This window comes from Komagataeibacter melomenusus (assembly GCF_013155395.1).
Classification (GTDB): Bacteria; Pseudomonadota; Alphaproteobacteria; order Acetobacterales; family Acetobacteraceae; genus Komagataeibacter; species Komagataeibacter melomenusus.
In genome coordinates this window covers 1-17,840 of record NZ_JABJWC010000041.1, presented here as the reverse complement: position 1 = coordinate 17,840, position 17,840 = coordinate 1, and the positions used below count along the sequence as shown (strand labels likewise).

At 65.0% G+C, this 17,840-nt stretch carries 18 protein-coding genes; 1 reads left to right on the top strand and 17 read right to left on the bottom strand.

Annotation, left to right across the window (positions count from 1 at the left end; genetic code table 11):
- Nucleotides 1-41: 41 nt before the first annotated feature.
- From fabZ to folK, 17 genes are all read right to left on the bottom strand, one after another.
- Nucleotides 42-527 (bottom strand): 3-hydroxyacyl-ACP dehydratase FabZ, encoded by a 486-nt coding sequence (gene fabZ, locus HNW77_RS13635; protein ID WP_172158344.1) that lies wholly within the window; start codon nt 525-527, stop codon nt 42-44.
- 92 nt (nt 528-619) lie between these two features.
- On the bottom strand, nt 620-1,702 hold the full coding sequence (lpxD, locus tag HNW77_RS13630) for a UDP-3-O-(3-hydroxymyristoyl)glucosamine N-acyltransferase (protein ID WP_172158336.1): 1,083 nt from the start codon (nt 1,700-1,702) through the stop codon (nt 620-622).
- A gap of 10 nt (nt 1,703-1,712) precedes the next feature.
- Nucleotides 1,713-2,564 (bottom strand): OmpH family outer membrane protein, encoded by an 852-nt coding sequence (locus HNW77_RS13625; protein ID WP_172158334.1) that lies wholly within the window; start codon nt 2,562-2,564, stop codon nt 1,713-1,715.
- Nucleotides 2,565-2,571: 7 nt separating this feature from the next.
- Nucleotides 2,572-4,989, bottom strand: coding sequence for an outer membrane protein assembly factor BamA (bamA, locus tag HNW77_RS13620; protein ID WP_276592094.1), 2,418 nt, complete (start codon nt 4,987-4,989; stop codon nt 2,572-2,574).
- A gap of 192 nt (nt 4,990-5,181) precedes the next feature.
- Entirely contained in the window at nt 5,182-6,291 is a 1,110-nt protein-coding gene (gene rseP, locus HNW77_RS13615; protein ID WP_172158331.1) for an RIP metalloprotease RseP, read from the bottom strand.
- 48 nt (nt 6,292-6,339) lie between these two features.
- Nucleotides 6,340-7,497: a 1-deoxy-D-xylulose-5-phosphate reductoisomerase gene (gene dxr, locus HNW77_RS13610; protein WP_172158329.1), complete on the bottom strand. Its 1,158-nt coding sequence runs from the start codon at nt 7,495-7,497 to the stop codon at nt 6,340-6,342.
- A 44-nt stretch (nt 7,498-7,541) separates the two neighbouring features.
- A complete protein-coding gene (locus tag HNW77_RS13605; RefSeq protein WP_172158327.1) occupies nt 7,542-8,387 on the bottom strand; it encodes a phosphatidate cytidylyltransferase in 846 nt (281 codons plus the stop codon).
- On the bottom strand, nt 8,371-9,132 hold the full coding sequence (uppS, locus tag HNW77_RS13600) for a polyprenyl diphosphate synthase (protein WP_172158326.1): 762 nt from the start codon (nt 9,130-9,132) through the stop codon (nt 8,371-8,373). The genes HNW77_RS13605 and uppS overlap by 17 nt, the downstream gene beginning before the upstream one ends.
- A gap of 44 nt (nt 9,133-9,176) precedes the next feature.
- The gene (frr, locus tag HNW77_RS13595; protein WP_061271562.1) at nt 9,177-9,743 is read right to left on the bottom strand and encodes a ribosome recycling factor; all 567 of its coding nucleotides are present in this window, start codon (nt 9,741-9,743) and stop codon (nt 9,177-9,179) included.
- Between the two features lie 67 nt (nt 9,744-9,810).
- Complete coding sequence (pyrH, locus tag HNW77_RS13590; protein WP_172158324.1) at nt 9,811-10,551, bottom strand: UMP kinase; 741 nt, start codon at nt 10,549-10,551, stop codon at nt 9,811-9,813.
- Nucleotides 10,552-10,668: 117 nt separating this feature from the next.
- Nucleotides 10,669-11,583: a GTPase Era gene (gene era / locus HNW77_RS13585; protein WP_172158322.1), complete on the bottom strand. Its 915-nt coding sequence runs from the start codon at nt 11,581-11,583 to the stop codon at nt 10,669-10,671.
- A complete protein-coding gene (gene rnc, locus HNW77_RS13580; protein ID WP_172158321.1) occupies nt 11,580-12,356 on the bottom strand; it encodes a ribonuclease III in 777 nt (258 codons plus the stop codon). The genes era and rnc overlap by 4 nt, the downstream gene beginning before the upstream one ends.
- A 2-nt stretch (nt 12,357-12,358) precedes the next feature.
- Entirely contained in the window at nt 12,359-13,159 is an 801-nt protein-coding gene (gene lepB / locus HNW77_RS13575) for a signal peptidase I (RefSeq protein ID WP_172158378.1), read from the bottom strand.
- Nucleotides 13,160-13,285: 126 nt separating this feature from the next.
- On the bottom strand, nt 13,286-13,699 hold the full coding sequence (acpS, locus tag HNW77_RS13570; protein ID WP_172158319.1) for a holo-ACP synthase: 414 nt from the start codon (nt 13,697-13,699) through the stop codon (nt 13,286-13,288).
- A 6-nt stretch (nt 13,700-13,705) separates the two neighbouring features.
- Entirely contained in the window at nt 13,706-16,000 is a 2,295-nt protein-coding gene (locus HNW77_RS13565) for a RelA/SpoT family protein (protein WP_172158377.1), read from the bottom strand.
- Between the two features lie 60 nt (nt 16,001-16,060).
- On the bottom strand, nt 16,061-16,456 hold the full coding sequence (gene rpoZ, locus HNW77_RS13560) for a DNA-directed RNA polymerase subunit omega (RefSeq protein WP_172158318.1): 396 nt from the start codon (nt 16,454-16,456) through the stop codon (nt 16,061-16,063).
- Between the two features lie 80 nt (nt 16,457-16,536).
- On the bottom strand, nt 16,537-17,088 hold the full coding sequence (folK, locus tag HNW77_RS13555) for a 2-amino-4-hydroxy-6-hydroxymethyldihydropteridine diphosphokinase (RefSeq protein WP_241694478.1): 552 nt from the start codon (nt 17,086-17,088) through the stop codon (nt 16,537-16,539).
- A 193-nt stretch (nt 17,089-17,281) separates the two neighbouring features.
- Between folK and HNW77_RS13550 the strand changes: the two genes are divergently transcribed.
- A partial coding sequence (locus HNW77_RS13550) for a LabA-like NYN domain-containing protein (RefSeq protein ID WP_172158316.1) occupies nt 17,282-17,840 on the top strand: 559 nt, incomplete at its 3' end.

Here is a 17,840-nt window from a genome sequence, read left to right as displayed (position 1 = left end):
TCAGACACCGATGCCGCGCAAGCGGTCCGTTTCCTGCGGGATTACCCCATAATCATGGCGCTGAACGTTGCCTCGGCAACGGACACGCCATCAACGCGCGCAATACCCTTGAACTTCCAGACATTGGCGCGGCTGCGTTCCTTCTCCACATGAATGTGCAGCTGGTCGCCCGGCCCCACGGGGCGGCGGAACTTCGCGCCATCGATGGTCATGAAATAGACCAGCTTGCCCTCGAAGGCCTGCCCGAGCGTCAGCACCACAAGGGTTGCCGCCGTCTGGGCCATCGCCTCGATGATGAGCACGCCCGGCATGACGGGGCGGGCAGGAAAATGCCCCTGGAAATGCGGCTCGTTGACCGTGACATTCTTGATGCCAACCGCCGACTGCCCCAGCACGATATCGACCATGCGATCAATCAGCAGGAACGGATAGCGATGGGGAATCGCTTCCATGATCCGCATGATGTCAATCGATTCCAGGGTCGCGGGCTTTGCGTCCGCCGGCAGTGCCTCTACTTCTTTATCCACGTCGTCCAACCACTTGTTCGGTAAGGAGGGGAACCTGCCACCAGGCGGGCCAGGCGCCTCCTACCGGTTGAATATCTGATGACGTCTGGCGATCAGGCCTTGCCGGCCTTTTCGCCCCCGCCATCCTGCGTCGTTTTCTTGGCCATTCGACGCAGGAAAGCCACGTTCCGGAAGAACTCCCGGAAAGGCATCGCCGGACTGCCGATCACGTCGGCACCGGCCTCTACGTCGGACATGACACCACACTGCGCCCCGATCCGGGCCTTGGTACCGATCTTGATGTGTCCGATCAGCCCGGCCTGCGCCGCGACGGTCACGAAATCACCCAGTTCGGTGGAACCGGAGATTCCCGCCTGGGACACCACGATACAGCAGCGCCCCAGCCGTGCATTATGGCCAATCTGCACCAGGTTGTCGAGGCGCGAGCCCGCGCCGATCACGGTATCACGGATCGACCCGCGATCCACCGTGGAATTGGCGCCGATCTCCACCCCGTCCTCCAGGATGACACGGCCAAGCTGCGGCACGTTCTCGAAACCTTCGGGCGTGACGGCAAATCCGAACCCGTCCTGCCCGATCCGCGCGCCGGGCAGCAGGGTCACCCGCTCGCCCAGCAGCGCGTGCGAGATGGCGACATGCGCGCCGATGCGGCAGCGCGCCCCGATCTCGACCCCCGCGCCAATGCTGGCATGGGTGCCGATATCCGCCCCCGCCCCCACACGCACCCGCGCGCCAAGCACGGCAAACGCGCCAATGGCGGCGGTGGGATCGATCTCGCAGCCCGCACCGATCACGGCGGTGGGGTGGATGCCGGGGGTGACCGGCGGCGCGGGATAGAACAGCGTGGCGATGCGCGCCCAGGCCTGGTAGGGCGCGCGTGACACCAGAACCGCCGCATGCGCGGGCACCTTGTCCGCAAAGGCGGGGGCGACGATCACGGCCCCTGCGCCCGTGCCTTCAAGCAGGGGCAGGTAACGGCGGTTATCAAGAAAGCTGACCTGATCGCGCGTGGCGGATTGCAGGGGGGCGATACCGGTAAACCGGCGCGCCTCGCCGCCATCGCTGGCCGCGCGCAGTTCGGCCCCGCTGCACCGGGCCAGCTCAGCCAGCGCAAATGGCCCCTGCGTGACAAAGAAGCGTGGATCGCCCGGGATGTTATCCGGCGTCACTGTCATGAAACGGACCTTAATGCTTGGCGGGTGCCGCCGCCGGGGCGGGAGCGGGCTTGTCGGCATCGGCCGTGGTGGGCATGGTGCCCGACTTGGCCAGTACTTCGGGGTCGGCATCCGCCGCGGGGATGAAGACGGTGGGCAACACCGCGTTGAGCTGGGTCGCTACCTGCTGCGTGACATCAAGCGGTTCCTGGCTCAGGGCCACCTGCTCACGGTGCAGCACGAGGTTCATGCTGCGGCTGGCCGCCACCTGCCGGATGATCTGGACCAGTTCACGCTCGATCTGGCCCAGCGCCACCTGGGCCGCTTCCTGGATCACGCGGTTGCGGTTGCGGAAATCCTTCTGCGCCGCCATCACCCGCTCCTGCAGCTTGCGCTCCTGGGCCTGGATCTGGTCTGACGACATGGTCTTGGCCTGGCCCTGCAGCTTCTGCTGCTCGTCGCGCCAGCCGGCCTGCTCCTTCTGTGCCTCGCGGGCAAGGTCGTCGCGCCGGGCGCCGAGCACGCGCTCGGCCTGCTGGGCCGCACTGGACAGGCGCATCACTTCCGGCACGCTGATCACGCCAATGACGGGTGCCGGCGGCGGTGCGCTCTTGGGCACGTCGGGCGCCTTGGGCACGGGCGGCAGGGGCAGGATCGGCGGGTTCTGGGACTGCGCTTCCTCGGTATCGGCCGGGGCGGCGGCGAGCGGCATGGGGGGTGCTGCCTCATGCTGGGGGGCATGGGCTGCGGGCTGCGCGGCCTTGGGCACGAACCACCCGGCATTGCCGCCGGTTCCCTGCGCATGCGCACTTGATACGGCCTGATATCCCCACCCGAGCAGAGCGGTTGCGGCAAGCAGACGGATGCCGGATTTACGCAACATTATCACCTCAGAATTGTTGGCCGAAGCCGAAGCGGAGCAGCTGGGTCCTGTCATTGGTTCCCTTGTGCAGGGGAACACCCAGATCGATATTCACGAGACCGAACGGACTCTTCCACGCAATGCCCACGCCTGTCGAGACAACAGGTGTCAGCGTATCGTCATAGACCGGGGTATATTTCGGCCAGTCCTTCATCGACGTGTAGCGGCGGCGCACGCGCAGGCCATCCAGGCCACCCATATCCACGAAGTAACGCCCCTTGATGCCCATGGCCGAAGCAAACGGAATGGGGAAGTCCACCTGCGCCGAGGCCGTGTACATGAACCGCCCGCCCAGGAAGTCCTGCTGCGAATGCATGGGATATCCATCACGCGCGGGAATGGCGTAGCTTCGCGGCCCGACGCCACCATCCATGAACCCGCGCAGCGAGTTACCACCCAGATAGAAGTTGTCGATGATGTCGCTGCGGCCGCCGCCCCAGTTCATGATGTCACCCGCGCCGCCCCGGAAGCTGACGGTCCAGTCATGGTTGCCCATGAGGCTGTCGAGCGGAATATAGTAGGCGGCGTCAACCTTGCCACGCAGGTAACGCTCGTTGCCGCCGATACCCGCAAAATCGCCACCCACGCGTACCACGAAACCTTTATGCGGCTGCTGTCGCCGGTCGCGTGTATCGTATGTCAGTGTGGTGCTCAGCTGCGACAGCAGCGACCAGCCGGACTGATCCTGCACGTAATACGACGAATCCGACCATGTATCGTCCACCTGCCGGTCGGTCAGCGTATAGTTCCACGACTGCGACAGGTGGTTGTTGTACGAATAGCCCATGCGCAGCGTGATGCCATACCGGCCTTCAGAGTAGCTCTGATAGGTCATGTAATGGTTCTGCATGCCGAAGATATCGATACCGGCCACAAGGTTGCGGTTGAGGAAATACGGGTCGGTCAGCGAGATGTCGGCCTGGTCTTCATAATACGCGGCCGTGCCGGTAAAGCCGGCATCGATGCCGGTGCCGAGCAGGTTATGCTGCTTGAGGCCAAGGTTGCCGAGCACGCCGGCATCGGTCGAATAACCACCGCCGAGCGAGAACTCGCCGGTGGGCTTTTCCACCACGTCGGCCGAGATGTTGACCTTGTCCGGCGCGGAACCGGGGGTCTGGTCGATCGACACGGTCTTGAAGAAGCCGAGGTCTTCCAGGATCATCTTGGAATATTTGCGGTCGAGCGGGGTGTACGGGTCGCCTTCGGCCATGGGCAACTGGCGGCGGATCACCTTGTCCTCGGTAATGGTGTTGCCGTTGATGTCGATGCGCTCGACATACATCCGCGGCCCTTCGGTAATGTCGAACAGCAGGTTGACGGTGCGCTTTTCGGGGTTGCGGGCAATCTCGGGGTGCACCATGGCGAAGGGATAGCCCTTGCCCTGCAGCAGTTCCTGCATGTTGGTCGCGTTATGCTGGATCGCGCTGCCATCGTACCACTGCCCATGGAAGAGCGAGATGTACTTCTTCATCGAATCCGCCGAGACATGCCGCAGCGAGGACTGCACGCTCATCTTGTTCAGGCGGTAGCGCGGGCCTTCTTCCATCGTATAGGTGATGTAGAAGCTCTTGCGGTCGGGCGAGAGTTCGCCCGTGGCGTTCTTGACCTGGAAATCGACAAAGCCGTTCTTCAGGTAGAAGCGATGCAGCAGTTCGGCGTCATATTTGATGCGCTCGGGATTGTACTGGTCGCTCGAGGCGAAGAATCGATACCACGCCGTCTCCTTCGACGAGACGATGCCCGCAAGCTGCGCGCTGCTGAACGACTTGTTACCAACGAACGTGACCTTCTTGATCAGGGTCTTCTGCGCTTCGTTGATATGGAAGATCACATCCACCCGGTTATGCGCGAGGCGGATGATCTGGGGCGTGACGGTCGCGGCATAGCGCGCCTTTTCGGCATAGACGCCCAGAATCTTCTGCCGGTCGGTCGAGATGCCCTGTGGCGAATAGACCGCGCGCGGACGCAGCGATATGACCTTGGTGAGGTCCTCGTCCTTGGCGGCGTGATTGCCCTCGAACACGATGCGGTTGACGATCGGGTTCTCGACCACATGCACTTCAAGCACGTTGCCCACGCGCTTGAGCGTGACATCATGGAACAGGCCGGTGGCATAGAGAGTCTTGAGCGAACGGTCGAGCAGATCCTGATTGAACCGGTCACCGGGCTGCACGACCATGTAGGACAGGATGGTGCTGGTCTCGATCCGGCTGTTGCCCTTGATGTCGACTGCCTCGATCGGGTCCTCCAGCGGGGGGGGCTTGATCGCCTCGACCTGCGGCGCCTGCGCTTCCTGCGCGCCGCCGGGGGCCATCTCTCCGCCGAATGGCGTGTTCTGTGCCGCTTCATCCTGTGCGTAGGCGCCAGCGGTCCAGAACAGCGGCACAACGCAGACAGACGCAAGCAGCGCTGAACGTTTACTCGACAATATCGCTATTCCTCACCACTCGGCATGCGGATCAGCCATGCATTAAGACCGGATGGAGGGCCGGCTCCCTTCCTGTCATGTATCAGCCTTGGTGGCGCACCTATCCGATATACACCACACTGTGCAAGCACTTGTATCACTCAGTGCACCTTACCCGTGTCCAGCGCGCGAGGCGAGCCACTGAAACAGCCCAAAATGTGACAGATCGTTAAATGTCGAAAACAGGAACAGCCCGGCAATAAGGGCGAAGCCAACCTGGAAGCTGACCTCCTGCACCCGGCGCGAGACCGGTCGCCCCAGAATAGCCTCAAAAATATAAAATACCAGTCGCCCGCCATCAAGAATCGGCACCGGGAACAGGTTGATCAGCCCGAGGTTGATCGACAGCAGCGCCATGAAGGAAACGAGGCTCGCAACCCCGTACTGCGCCACCTGCCCCGACATCTGGGCAATGCGCAGGGGACCGCCGATATCCGAGGCGGTGTGCTTGCCGGTGACCATCTGCCACAGCCCGTAAAGCGTCTGGACCGAGACGTTCCACGTTTCCTTCACGGCCGAGACAAAGGCATGCGGCACGGATTGCGGCTTGTCGATCGTAACCGCGAAGACCACGCCAAGCTGGCCGTAGGACTTGCCGCCCTTTTCCGTAACGCTGCCGATATGGACGGGCAGCGTGCTGTCGCCCCCCGTGCGGTGAATACCCAGCGTGGTATCCAGGCCCGGCCGGGCGGCCACGAAGTCGTGCAGGTCGGTCACGTCATGGACCACATGGTCGCCCACGCTCATGATCACATCGCCCTTCTGCACCCCGGCCACAGCGGCGGCGCTGCCCGGCGCCACCGTATCAACCTGCGTGAGCAGGTGGGGCTGGCCCGTCGTGGCATAGAGGCCGGTAAAGAGCACGATGGCGAGCAGGAAATTGAAGACCGGCCCCGCCAGGATCACGATGGCCCGCGAGCCCACCGGCTTGTCATGGAAGGTGCGGCCGGGCTGCCAGGCGGCTTTCTGTTCCTCGGTCGCGTCTTCCGGCCCTTCGAATCCGTGCGGGCGCACATAGCCACCAAGCGGCACAGGGCACAGCCGCCATTCCGTGCCCACGCTGTCATGCCAGCGCAGCAGCGGGCGGCCGAATCCGATCGAAAACACCTCGACATGCACGCCACGCCAGCGGGCGGCCAGATAGTGACCAAGTTCGTGGATGAAGACCAGCACTCCCAACACAAAGGAGAACGCCAGAAGGGTCCGGATCAGATCATGCATGAATGCTAAGCTATCCCCCGATGGCCGCCGTGACCATCCACAATCACATCAGGCCGCGCGGGCAGCGGTGCGCAGGCGGGCGACGCGACGGGCCTCGCCATCCCAGTGCAGGACTTCCTCCAGCGTATCCGCGCGCTGCGGGCCGATGGACTGCATCACGTCCTCGACGATGCGGGCAATATCGAGAAAGCCGATTTCGCGCTTGAGGAAGGCCTCGACCGCAATTTCATTCGCCCCGGACAGGAGGGCAGGCATGGCCCCGCCCACGCGCAGGGATTCGCGCGCAAGGCGCAGCGCGGGGAAGCGGACTTCATCAGGTGCTTCAAAATCAAGCCGCGCCAGCGCCGCAAGGTCGAGCCGGGGCGAGTTGGTGGGCATGCGCCTGGGCCAGGCCAGCGTGTGAGCGATGGGAATGCGCATGTCGGCCGAGCCGAGCTGGGCCACGATGGAGCCATCGGTGTACTGCACCATGCCATGGACGACCGACTGCGGATGCACGACCACGCCGAGCTTGTCCTCGGTCACGTTGAACAGGCGGGCGGCCTCGATCAGTTCCAGCCCCTTGTTGAACATGGTGGCGGAATCGATGGTAATCTTGGCCCCCATGCTCCAGGTCGGGTGCTTCAGCGCCGCCTCGAGCGGGGCCTTTTCCATCTCCTCAAGCGTTGCGCGGCGAAACGGGCCGCCCGATGCGGTGAGAATGATCTGCTCGACCTCATCGGCCTGCTTGTCGGCCATGGACTGGAACACGGCGTTATGCTCGGAATCGACCGGCAGCAGCACAGCCCCCGCATCCGCCACCGCCTTGAGCATGACATCGCCCGCGCAGACCAGCGCCTCCTTGTTGGCAAGGGCCACGGCATTGCCGTTCTTCACCGCCGCCAGCGTGGGCTCGAGGCCCGTCGCCCCCGTAATGGCCGCCATGGTCCAGTCAACCGGCAGGCTGGCCGCCTCGATCACGGCCCTGCGGCCACCGCCGGTTTCGATTCCGGTGCCAGCCAGCAGGGTTTCGAGTTCCGGCAGCAGGCTTTCATCAGCAATGACCGCGCGGCGGGCACGCAGCGCGCGGGCCTGCTCGGCCAGCCTGGCCACGTTGCGCCCGCCCACCAGCGCGCCGGTGCTGAACTGCCCGGGTGCCTGCAGCAGCAGGTCCACCGTGGAGCAGCCGATGCTGCCCGTACTGCCCAGAACGGAAACTGTCTTCATTGCAACCTTATTCCCCAAAACGTCCCATGGCCGGGATCATGGCTTCAGTGCTGGCCCACATACCAGAAAGCCGCCCGCCCCGCCGCCCCCAAAGACAGCAGGGCCGCCATGGGGGCCGCGACCAGCAGCCCGTCAAAACGGTCGAGCAGGCCACCGTGGCCGGGCAGGATGGTGCCCGAATCCTTTACGCCGCGCGCGCGCTTGAGCGCGCTTTCCGCCAGGTCACCCACCTGGGCCGCAAGGGCGATCACACCGCCAAACACCGCCCCACGCCACAGCACGCCCGGCTGGGCCGCAGGCATGAGGCTTGCAATCAGCATGCCGCCCAGCACCGCGCACGCAAGCCCGCCGATGGAGCCGGACCACGTCTTGGCCGGTGAAATGCGCGGCGCCAGCTTGGGCCCGCCAAACAGGCGGCCCGTCATGTACGCCCCGGTATCGCTCAGCGCCACGCAGGACACGACAAACAGCACCACGCCCGCTCCCGGATCGCTCATGGCGCGCAGCCACAGCAGCGACAGCCCGGCACAGCCAATGGCCACCTGCCCCGCCCCGAGTGCCGGGCCAAGCACGAGCCCCGCCGCCATGACCAGCAGCGCGCCGCTCCAGTGGCCGGCCACGGCGGCAATGCCGGTGCACGCAGCCCACGCCATGCATAACTGCCCGCGCCGCGTCTCAAGCCCGAAGCCGAACATCCGCGCCCACTCGGCCGCCATGCCCGCCATGGCCAGCACGATCATCGCGCCATAAAGCAGGCCGCCATACCACACGCACAGCCCGGCGCACGGTATCAGCACCGCAGCCGACACAAGGCGCGCACGCAGGTCCTTCCAGTTGCCGGATTTTACAGGCGCGCCAGAAGCCGCCGCCGCTTCACGCCGGTCTTGCACCGAATCGCCTTTCACGCCGCGAATAGATCTCGAGCACGGTATCGAAATGCGCTTCGTCAAAATCCGGCCAGGGCGTATCGAGGAAAACCAGTTCGGCATAAGCCGACTGCCATAGCAGGAAATTCGACAGCCTGCTCTCGCCGCTGGTACGCACCACAAGGTCGGGGTCCGGCATGCCTGCGGTCAGCAGGGCGCTGGCAAAGAGGGATTCGTCGATCTCGTCCGCCGCGATATCGCCCCGCGCCACGGCCTGCGCCATCCGGGCCGCCGCCTGCACGATATCCGCTCGCCCGCCATAGGAAAGCGCAAGCACCAGAACCAGCCGGTCATTGCCCATGGTCACCTGCTCGGCGCGCCGGGCTTCTTCCTGGATGTCGGGGGGGAAGCGCGTCAGGTCGCCGATGATGCGCAGCCGCACCCCTTCACGCGAGAGTTCGGCCACCTTGTGGCGCAGGTAAAAGCGCAGCAGCCCGGTCAGGTCAGCGACCTCGCCGGGCGTCCGCCGCCAGTTTTCAGATGAAAAGGCATAAAGCGTGAGCCACTTCACGCCACGCTTGATGGCGACCGTAACGGTGCGCTGCACCGCCTCGGCCCCGGCGCGATGCCCCGCAAGCAGCGGCAGCCCCCGCGTATTAGCCCAGCGCCCGTTGCCATCCATGATGATGGCAACATGCTCGGGCAGGCACGCAGCGCCTGCGACCGGATGATCTGACCCGGACAAGACCTGATCGTCCTCCTTAGTCATGCGCGATAGGGGGTGAGGAAAGCGGGACAGGATGCACGAACGGATCAGACCTGCTTGATCTCACGTTCTTTCTCGACCAACAGGTCGTCCACGCGCTTGACGTACTGGTCCGTCAGCTTCTGGATCGCGTCGGACCATGTCTTCACGTCGTCCTCGCTGATATCGCCCGCCTTCTCCAGCTTCTTGGTCTGGTCCATGCCATCGCGGCGCACGCCACGCACGGCGATCTTGCCGTTCTCGGCATATTTGCCAGCAGCGCGGGCCAGTTCGTTGCGGCGCTCCTCGGTCAGCTGCGGAATGGGCACGCGCACGGTCTGGCCATCGGCCGCCGGGTTCAGGCCCAGCCCCGCATCGCGGATCGCGCGCTCGACAGCGCCCACCAGCGTGCGATCCCAGACCTGTACCGTCAGCATGCGCGCCTCGGGCACGGCAATGGAGCCGACCTGGGTCAGCGGCACTTCGCCGCCATAGGCTTCAACCCGTACCGGCTCGAGCAGGGCCGGGCTGGCGCGGCCCGAACGCAGGCCGGCAAAATCACGGCGCAGGCTTTCGATGGCACCGTCCATGCGGCGGGTCAGATCCGCCAGCAAACTTTTCTGATCGACAGACACTGTGGCCCTCCTTCTAATGATCAATCCATCGCCCGGCGCGGTTGCGCCACGGGTGCTCAGGCGTGCGTCAGTCCGCCGCCACGATGGTGGTAAAACGCCCCTCGCCCCGCATCACGCGCGAGAAGGGCTCCTGCCCGTGAATGTTGAAGACCACGATGGGCAGGCGGTTCTCGCGCGCCAGGCTGATGGCGGCGGCATCCATGACATTGAGGTCATTGGCCAGCACATCGCGGTAGGTCAGCGTATCGTAGCGCGTGGCATCGGGGTGCTTGCGCGGATCGGCGGAATACACGCCATCGACCTGCGTGCCCTTGAACAGCGCATCGCATTCCATCTCGGCCGCACGCAGCGCAGCCCCCGTATCGGTGGTGAAGAACGGGTTGCCGGTGCCTGCGGCAAAGATCACCACCCGCCCCTTTTCCATGTGCCGCACGGCGCGGCGGCGGATATAGGGCTCGGCGATGGAGGACATGTGGATGGCCGTCATGACCCGCGTGGGCACGCCATGCCGCTCGAGCGAGTTCTGCATGAGCAGCGCGTTGATGACGGTGGCCAGCATGCCGGCATAATCGCCCTGCGCGCGGTCCATGCCGCGGGCCGCTGCCGCCACACCGCGGAAGATGTTGCCGCCGCCAATGACAAGGCACACCTCGACCCCGCTCCGCGCCACGGCCGCCACGTCAACCGCAATGGCGTCAACCGTTGCCGGATCAACGCCATAAGACCCGCTCCCCATCAGGGCCTCGCCTGACACCTTGAGCAGAACACGCTTGTATGACGGAGCGGGGGTTTTGACGGGCTGGGTCATTGGGCCTCGGAACAGGTCAGGCAAACAGGGCTAGGGACGGGCAGGCCGCCCGGCCATGCCCTGTCATATAGACGGATGCCCCCCCCCACAAGCCGATGATGCCGCTCTTTTAAGGATTCAGGAAATGTCATCGAGGCCGATGGCCCGCAGGCGGGCGCGCTCCTCATCCCATCCCGCGCGTTCCTTCACGTTGAGGAAAAGGTGGCACGTGCGCCCGAGCAGGCGGCCAAGCTCGCGCCGCGCTTTCTCGCCAATGGCGCGAATCCGGCTGCCCTTGTCGCCAATCAGGATCGCCTTGTGCGAGGCGCGCGTGACATAGATCGTCACCTCGATGCGCACCGAGCCATCAGGCCGCTCGGCAAAGCTTTCCGTCTCCGCCGTGGCGGCATAGGGCACTTCCTGATGGGTCTGCAGGAACACCTGCTCGCGTACCAGTTCGGCGGCCAGCAGGCGGTCGGGCAGGTCGGTCAGGTCATCCTCGGGGTAGAGATAGGGGCCTTTGGGCAGTTCGGCGGCAAGGCGGTCGAGCAGGTCATCCACCCCCTCGCCCGAGCGCGCGCTGACCATGAACACATGCTCGACCGGCAGGATGGCGGAAAGTTCCGCCGTAAGGGGCAGCAGCATGTCGCGCCGGACGAGATCGGTCTTGTTGAGCACCAGCCACAGCCTGCGCTTCTGCTCGGCCAGGCGGGTGGCGATCGCGCGCAGCGCATCGGTCATGCCAGCGCGCGCATCGACGATGAGCAGGGTGATGTCCGCATCTTCCGAGCCGGTCCAGGCGGCGGCGACCATGGCGCGGTCGAGCTTGCGCTTGGGCTGGAAGATGCCCGGCGTATCGACCAGCAGCATCTGGGTCGTGCCGCGCATGAGAATGCCCAGCACCCGAAAGCGCGTGGTCTGCGCCTTGGGGCTGACGATGGACAGCTTGGTGCCCGCCATGCGGTTGAGCAGCGTGGACTTGCCCGCATTGGGCGCGCCCACAATGGCCACGAAACCGCAGCGTGTCGTATGATCAGTATCCTGGCCGGTCATTGTCCCTGCCCTTTACGGTTCGTGGTGGTGGCGGCCTGGCTGTCCACGCCCAACTGGCGCAGCAGGTCCGATGCGGCGTCGCTTTCAGCCGCGCGCTTGCTGCCGGCAATGCCCTGGCCGGTCCTGCCCTGCGCATCGACCGCAATGACAAAGCGCGGCGCGTGCGATGGCCCGTCCGACGAGAGGACACGGTACTGCGGCAGCGGCAGCCCACGCCCGAGCACCCATTCCTGCAGGGCCGTCTTGGGGTCCTTGGGCGGGCGGGCCTGGGCCGTGATGGCCTCGCGCCACATGCGCCGCACGAAAGCGCGGGCCGGGTCGAGCCCGCCATCAAGATAGAGCGCGCCGAGCAGCGCCTCGACCGCATCGGCCAGCACGGTGGCCATCTGCCGCACGCCCGCGCGCGCCTCATGCTCGGCTACGTCCAGCGCCGATTGCAGGCCCATTGCGTGCGCCACCTGCGCCAGCACCGTGCGCGAGACCAGATGGGCATGGCGCGGACCAAGCGCGCCTTCCTGCTCATCGGGGAAGCGCTCGAGCAGCCATTCGGCCATGACAAGGCCGAGCACCCGGTCGCCGATGAACTCAAGGCGCTCGTTCGACCCTGCCCCGCGCCTTGCCACGCTGAGGCGCGTGCGGCGGTTGCCGCTGCGCTCATGCGCCGCCGAGCGGTGGGTGAGCGCACGCAGCAGCAGTTCGGGGCGGGTGAAGTGGTAGTCCAGGCACGCCTCCAGCCGCCTGATCTCGGCTGCGGGAACGCGCTCGACCTCCATGATCAGTGCACCCCCATGAACAGGCGGCCCCAGCGGATCTCGCTGGGCCAGTACCACACCTGCCAGAACGGGTGCGCGTTATCGACCGACATGAAGATCCACTTCGCCTGCCCCACCAGGTTCTCCATCGGCACGAAGCCGAGATCCTGCGGCTCATCGCCCATGAAGCGGCTGTCGGCGCTGTCGTCACGATTGTCGCCCATGGCGAAGAAGTAGCCCGGCGGCACGACATATTCCGGCGTGTCGTTCTTGCCGCCCTCATCGGTCAGCTTGAGGATATCATGCGCCACGGGGCCACGGCCGCCACTGCCGGGCAGGATCTCGCGGTAGCGGTCGCCCTCCATGCGGGTGCGGTGCTCGTCGATGGCGGCATAATCGCCTTCGGGCTCGCGGGGCACTTCGGTGCCGTTGAGGTAGAGCTTGCCCTCGCGCATCTGCACCGTATCACCCGGCAGGCCCACGATGCGCTTGATGTAGTCGATCGAGGTATCCTTGGTGAAGCGGAACACCGCCACGTCACCCCGATGGGGCATGCTGTTGAAAATACGCCCCTCGAACAGGTTGGGCGCGCCCGGCAGCGCGAAATGCGAGTAGCCATAGCTGTATTTGGCCACCCACACGTAGTCGCCCACCTGCAGCGTCGGGATCATGGAGCCGGAGGGAATGTTGAACGGCTCGAACAGCACCGTGCGCACGCTCAGGGCAAGCACGCCCGCTATGACCACGGTGCGCACGAGTTCCATCAGCCCGCCGGAGCGGCGTTCGGTCCCGGCCTGCGAGAGAATTGTCTTGTTATCGTCCATTGGCATGTCTGTATCTTCAATCCGGCTCTGGCATCGACCGGACAGGCTGCGCCGGACGAATAACGTGCGGATCAAGCCCACGCATGCCCTGCCTGTCAAGCATTGCCCAAGGGCAGCCCGCGGGCATCAGGCCGTGACCGCCTTCTCCGCCATGATCATGACCTGGGCAAAGGCATAGGGGTGCTCATCGGTCATGGTCAGGAATATGCGGGCCTTGTGCCCTGCGGGCAGCAGGGCCTCAAGCCGTGCCTGCGCCCCGCCTGAAAGCCGCATGACCGGCTGGCCACCGGGCAGGTTCTCCACGCCCAGATCGCTATGGAACACGCCATGGGCGAAGCCTGTGCCCAGCGCCTTGGCGCAGGCTTCCTTCGCCGCCCAGCGCTTGGCATAGGTGCCAAGGCGCGCATTGCCCTGCCTGCGCGCGGCGGCCTGCTGCTCGCGCACAGTGAACACGCGGGTGATGAAGCGCGCGCCATGCCGGGCGAGGACCGTCTCGATCCGCCGCGCATCGCACAGGTCCGAGCCGATGCCGATCAGCATGGCTGACTACCCCCTTGCCCGTTCAACCTGCACCACGCCCTTCGCCGCACGCAGCGCCACCATGATGGCGGTCAGGTGCCGCAGGTCGCGCACCTCGATATCGGCAAGGATCTCCATGAATTCAAGCTGGCGGTTGACGATGCGCAGGTTCATCATCACGCCCTCATGCTTGGCGGCGATATTGGTCAGCGTGGCCAGCATGGCGGGCTCGTTGGCCGTGACCACGCTCAGCCGCCCGGTATGGTGGCCCGTGGCGTTGCGCGCGATCAGGTCGTAATCCCAGTCAAGATCCATGAACCGCTCGGGGGTGGCGGCAAAGGTTTCCAGCGTCTGGCAGCCCAGCGTGTGCACCGTAATGCCCTTGCCGGTGGAGACGATGCCCACGATCCGGTCACCCGGCAGCGGGTGGCAGCACCCGGCAAAATGCACCGCCATGCCCGCGCCTACGCCTGCAAGCGCCATGCCGCCCGCCGCCGGCCTGCGCCGCCCCGGAATACCGCCACCCAGCGCCCCCCCGGCAGGCGCGCGCATGGACAGCCCCGGCACCATGCGCGGCGCGCGCGGGGCACGGCGCAGCTCGGGGTAAGCCAGTTGCACCACCTCGCGCGCGGACTGGTTGCCATTGCCCACGGCTACGTACAGGTCAGCCACGCTTTGCAGGCGCAGGTCCTTGAGCAGGCTTTCAAGCACCTTTTCCGAGCCATCCACCCCTTCCTGCCGGAAGGCCTTGGCCAGCGCCACGCGCCCACTTTCCAGATGGGCCTCGCGCTGCTGCAGCGCCACATGGCGGCGGATGCGCGCGCGCGCCTTGCCGGTAGCGACAAACCGCTCCCACGAGGGCGAGGGCGTGCCCCCGCGCGCGGTCATGATCTCGACCTGATCGCCATTCTGCAACTCGTGGCGCAGCGGCATCAGGCGGCCATTGATGCGCGCGCCCACGCAGGTATCGCCCACCTGGCTGTGCACGGCATAGGCAAAATCAACCGGCGTGGCCCCGCGCGGCAGCGAGATCAGCTGCCCCTTGGGCGTAAAGCAGAAGACCTGGTCCTGATAGAGTTCGAGCTTGGTGTTCTCGAGGAACTCATCGGGGGCCGACGAATCCTCAAGGATGTCGAGCAGGTCCTGCACCCAGCGCAGGCCCGAGACCACGCCCCCGGTCGCCCCCTTTGCCGCCGCATCGGGCAGCTGCTTGTACAGCCAGTGCGAGGCCACGCCGTTCTCGGCCACGTCGTGCATTTCCGCCGTGCGGATCTGCACCTCGATCTTCTGGTTGCGCGGGTGGCGCAGCGTCACCCCGGTATGCAGGCTCTGGTAGCCGTTGGCCTTGGGCGTGGAAATATAGTCCTTGAACCGCCCGGCAATGACCGGATAGGCGGCATGCACCGCACCGAGCGCGATATAACACGCCTCACGCGAGGGCACGATGATGCGGAAGGCCATGATGTCGGAAAGCTGCTCGAAGGCGACATTGCGCCGCTGCATCTTTTCCCAGATGGAATAGGGCGTCTTTTCGCGCCCCGTCACCTCCACGCCTTCCAGCCCGGCATCGATGCACAGCGCCTGGAGTTCGCGGCGGATCTCCTCGATCACGTCAGCGCCCTGCCCGCGCAGGTAGTTGAGGCGCGCGCGGATGGTGGCCATCGCCTCGGGCTCGAGGGCGGCGAAGGACAGGTTCTGGAGTTCGACCTTGACCTTGTCCATGCCGATACGGCCGGCAAGGGGGGCGTAGATCTCCATCGTCTCGCGCGCGATGCGCTGCCTGCGGTCGATGCGCTGCACGTAATGCAGCGTGCGCATGTTGTGCAGCCGGTCGGCCAGCTTGACGAGCAGCACGCGGATGTCGCGCGACATGGCCAGCACGAGCTTGCGGAAATTCTCCGCCTGCTTGGTGCGGTCGGACTGGAGTTCGAGCCGTGTGAGCTTGGTCACGCCATCAACCAGCTCGGCAACCGTATCGCCAAACTGCTCGCGCAACTGCTTCTGGGTCACGCCGGTATCTTCAACCGTATCATGCAGCAGCGCTGTCACGATCGAGGCGGTATCAAGATGGAAACCCGCAAGGATGTTGGCCACGGCCAGCGGGTGGGTGATGTAGGGGTCGCCGTTATCGCGCGCCTGGCCCGCATGGGCGGCGGCGGCCACGGCAAAGGCCCGGCGGATCAGGTCCGCATCGGCAGCGGGGTCGTACGCCTGGATGCGCCGGATCAGCCCCTCGCACGAGAGGGTGCGTTCCCCGCCCTCGTGCCGGGCGGGAAGGGTGGCCGCAGATGCGGCCACGCCACCCGCGACAGGCACGGGCAGGGAGGAAGATGTGGTTTCCGATCCGGTCGGGTCAGTCACCTTCGACCCTTTCGTCAGGAATTAACGACCCCGTCCGCTCAGGGCCGATTCAACCGATGCCTCGAGTTCTTCAGCCGACATGCCGCCAGTGGCGTGGCGGGCCTCTTCCTCGGCCGAGACATCCTGCAGGCCGAAGATGTTCTGCTCGGTCGGGATCAGGTCGACCACTTCCTCATCAGCGGGCTCGGGCTCGGGCGCGCGGGCGAGCGAGCGCACCAGGTCACCGCGGATCTGCTCGAGGTTAATGGTCTGGTCCGCGATCTCGCGCAGGGCGACAACGGGGTTCTTGTCGTTATCGCGGTCAATCGTCATTTCCTCGCCGCGCGACAGGGCGCGGGCGCGCTGGGCTGCGAGCAGCACCAGTTCAAAACGATTGGGAACCCGCTCAACGCAGTCCTCGACAGTGACGCGTGCCATCAGGCCTGAACTCCGGTTGTTAAATAGGTGTGTTGATAAGAATTTACCTTATTACGCCCCCGCCTGTCGTGATGCAAGCCTTATGCGGGGGCTGATGCACCCTCCGGTTCCGCCATGCGCCGGATGGCCTGCCCCGCGACACCGGGCAGGAAGGCATCGATCCCCTGCCCTGTCACCGGGTCGCGCCACGCAGGCATGACATCGCGCAGCGGCAGCAGCACGAAGGCGCGCTGCGTTGCCCGCGGATGCGGCACGATGGGGTCGGGCGCCTGACGCACCAGCGCGCCCATGGAGATGATGTCGAGATCAAGCGGGCGGGCGGCGTTGGCCACGGTGCGCCTGCGCCCGGCGGCGGCCTCGATGGCATGGAGCTGGCCCAGCAGCCAGGCGGGGTCCACGTCGCCCGCCATGCGCACGACTCCGTTTACATAAGGGGGCTGGCCCGAAGGGGGCACCGGCGCGCTCTCGTACCATGCCGAGACACCCACCACCGAAAGGCCGGGAATGCGGGCGAGTTCACCCACCGCCCACAGGCAGGTCATGGCCGCAGTTTCACCACTTTCGCGTGGCAGGTTGGCGCCCACCGCAATAAAGGTGTCTTGGATGCAGGAGATGGATTGCGGCATTTTCATCGGGAAACTATGGTCCGTTAGCCTGCGCCGGGTGAGTAATCCGACCATCAGGGAACTTATGTGAGGATATCCGCTTCTATATAACTGGACCGATTGTTACTGCACAACTTCCCCATCACAATAAAATACATGTCCGTCGAAATTTAACACGATCGCAACATATTCACTTTCTTGTTTCAGGGACTGAACACAAATGTTTTTTCAACCCGAGGAACGGCTCTGCCTTTTTATTGATGGCACCAGCCTGTATTCCGCATCACGCAACCTTGGTTTCGAGGTTGATTACCGTAAGCTGCTGCAATTCTTCCGCTCGAAATCAAACGTATTGCGGGCCTATTATTATTCCGCCGTACTCGATACCGAGGAATACTCCCCCCTCAAGCCACTGACGGACTGGCTCGTCTATAACGGCTATTCCCTCGTGACCAAGAACGCGCGCGAGTTCATCGACCATAACGGCCGCCGCCGCGTGCGGGGCAACATGGATGTGGAACTCGCGGTAGACATGATGGAAATGGCCCCGCGCATCGACCACGCGGTTCTGTTCAGCGGGGATTCCGATTTCCGCCGCCTGCTCGAATCCGTGCAGCGCCAGGGCGTGCGCACCACCGTGGTCGGCTCGATCAAGACCACGCCCCCGCTGATTGGCGATGAACTGCGCCGCCAGGCCGACCAGTTCGTTGAACTGGCCGACATCGCCACCCACTTCATGCGCCGCCACCTTGAAAACCGCCCGCCCCGCCATAACGCCC